At 64.5% G+C, this 1,967-nt stretch carries 2 protein-coding genes; both read left to right on the top strand.

From position 1 onward, the window contains the following. Positions 1-1,269, top strand: a 1,269-nt coding sequence (locus tag OS914_RS17850) for a tyrosine-type recombinase/integrase (protein WP_267547401.1), incomplete at its 5' end; no start/stop codon positions are given. Continuing rightward, the coding region (locus tag OS914_RS17845; RefSeq protein WP_267547400.1) for a tyrosine-type recombinase/integrase at positions 1,266-1,967 on the top strand (702 nt) is incomplete at its 3' end. The genes OS914_RS17850 and OS914_RS17845, both read left to right, overlap by 4 nt.

The following is a 1,967-nucleotide window of genomic DNA, read 5'->3' as shown; positions in this document are numbered from 1 at the left end:
GTTGCCATGTTGGAGGATTATTTCGCCAAGCCGTCCACTGTCGATCGGCTCCGGGGCTCATGGATGGGCGTGGAGATCGAGACGTACGTTGATTGGCTGGCTGCTCATCAGTATAAGGACCGGTATATCTGGTCCCGGGTCCCGGTGGTCTTCGCGTTCGGCGAATTTGCCAGCGCCCGAGGTGCGGCCAGTATTGGGGAATTGCCTGCGCACGTGGACGCGTTTGTCGAACACCGGGTTGCCCTTCACAACGAGCACACGGGCTCGACTCGTTCGATGGCCAACGAAGTCCGGGGCCCTGTGGAGCACATGCTCGCGGTTGTCCTGGCCGGGTACGAGCCGACCGGGCGAAGGCGCGATCTTCATCCGTTCGCTGACACTGTCCCGGGCTTCTTCGACTACCTTGTCCAGGAGCGGGGCCTGCGTCCGTTTACGGTGCGGGGCTACCGCATCCATCTTGACCACTTCGAAACCTACCTGCGGCAGATCGGCGTGGAGTCGATTCGGGAGATCTCCCCGATGATCCTCAGCGCCTTCCTTGTCGAGCGCGCCGGCGCCGGACTGGCCAAGACTACGGTGCGTGATGAAGCGGGTTCGTTGAAGGTTTTCCTGCGTTACGCCCACCGCCAGGGCATCCTCTCCAGAGACCTGAGCTCGGCCGTCGGATGGCCCCAGGTCTACCGGCTATCGGACATCCCCCGCTCCATTTCCTGGGACGACGTCAATCGGGTCTTGGCCAGTGTTGACCGCCAGACCGAGGCGGGCAGGCGCGACTACGCCATTCTGGTCCTGCTGGTCACCTATGGGCTGCGCGGCCGGGAAGTCGCTGCGCTGACCCTGGATGACATCGACTGGAAGCATGAGCGTTTGGCGGTCCCCGAGCGCAAGGCCGGCCACTCCACGGCATTTCCCCTTTCTGCCGTGGTCGGCGAGGCAATCCTTGACTACCTTCAGCATGGGCGCCCAACAACCAGTGACCGGCACGTGTTCTTTCGTGCCGTGGCTCCCCGCCAGCCGATCAGCGCCGCCGGGGTTTCGTCCTGCGCCCGCCTCTACCTACTCAAGGCCGGAATCGACGTGGCCCGGCCGGGTTCGCACACGTTACGCCACACAGCGATCCAGCGCCTCGTTGATGCGAACTTCACCCTGAAGACCATCGGCGACTTCGTCGGCCACCGCTCGTCACGTTCCACCGAGATCTATGCCAAGGTCGCCGTCGAGGCACTGCGCGAGGTCGCCCTGGGTGACGGGGAAGCGGTGCTCGGATGAGTGCGAACCTAGCTGCCGCCGTGGCGGACTTCCTGGCCTACAAGCGGGCGCTGGGCCGGAAATACCTGAGCGAGGAAGCGACACTGCACCTGCTCCTTGCCTTCGCCGAACGGCACACCGTGACCGATCTGGCGAACCTCACCCCGCGCCTGCTCGATGACTTTGTTGCCTCCAGGCCACGGCACCGGGCCCGCAGTTTCAACCACCTCATCGGAGTACTCGGAAGTTTCCTTGACTGGGCTGTCAGCCAGCAACGCCTGGATGCATCACCCTGGCACGGAACCCGGCGCCGGGACACGGACCAGCGACTGCCCTTCCTATTCGATCCATCCCAGGCCCGCCAGCTGCTCAAGGCGGCCGCTGCCCTTCCCGACAATTCCCGGGCCACCGATCGCGGCCCGACCTACCATGCCATCTTCGCCCTTTGCTACGGACTCGGGCTCAGGGTCGGAGAGGCCTGCGGACTGCACATGGACGACATTGATACTGAGAGACAGCTTCTCATCGTCCATGGTGGGAAGTTTGGCAAGAGCCGCTTCGTTCCCTTCGGACCGCGCATCGGGGAGCTGCTCGCCCTCCAACTCGGCCGCCGACGCGAGCAAGGAGGATCCGAACCGGATGCACCGCTGTTCACTTTCGACGGCCGGCGCTGCGTGCACACGGGCAGCGCGAGCGGAACGTTCAGCCGCCTCGCCGCT

Source organism: Arthrobacter endolithicus, from assembly GCF_026627425.1.
Lineage (GTDB): Bacteria > Actinomycetota > Actinomycetes > Actinomycetales > Micrococcaceae > Arthrobacter_M.
This window is presented reverse-complemented; position numbering and strand designations above follow the sequence as displayed.